The following is a 251-nucleotide window of genomic DNA, read 5'->3' as shown; positions in this document are numbered from 1 at the left end:
GTCGAGGGCTACTATGTGCCCCCCGTGGTAGGTCTGGTTGCCAGCTGCGATAAGGTCGTCCACGGTCGCGTACTCGTATTCGGGTAGGCGCAGGGCCACTCCCTGATGGTTGGACCCACCTGTCATACGGTCGAGTTCGCCACGAGTGGCCTGCATCAATGCGATGCCATGATCAGCAGCGAAGGTGAGGATCTCCCTCAGCCGCGAGTCATGCTCAGCTCCTTCGGCGACGTAAGCAGTGCGTACTGGAA

General features: G+C 60.6%; 1 protein-coding gene. It reads right to left on the bottom strand.

Annotated features, from left to right (window positions below; translation table 11 throughout):
* A partial coding sequence (locus AC1RPK_RS07795) for an RNA methyltransferase substrate-binding domain-containing protein (protein ID WP_481769363.1) occupies positions 1–251 on the bottom strand: 251 nt, incomplete at both ends.

The organism is Dellaglioa sp. CoH-55-MRSF-6 (genome assembly GCF_056782215.1).
This window is presented reverse-complemented; position numbering and strand designations above follow the sequence as displayed.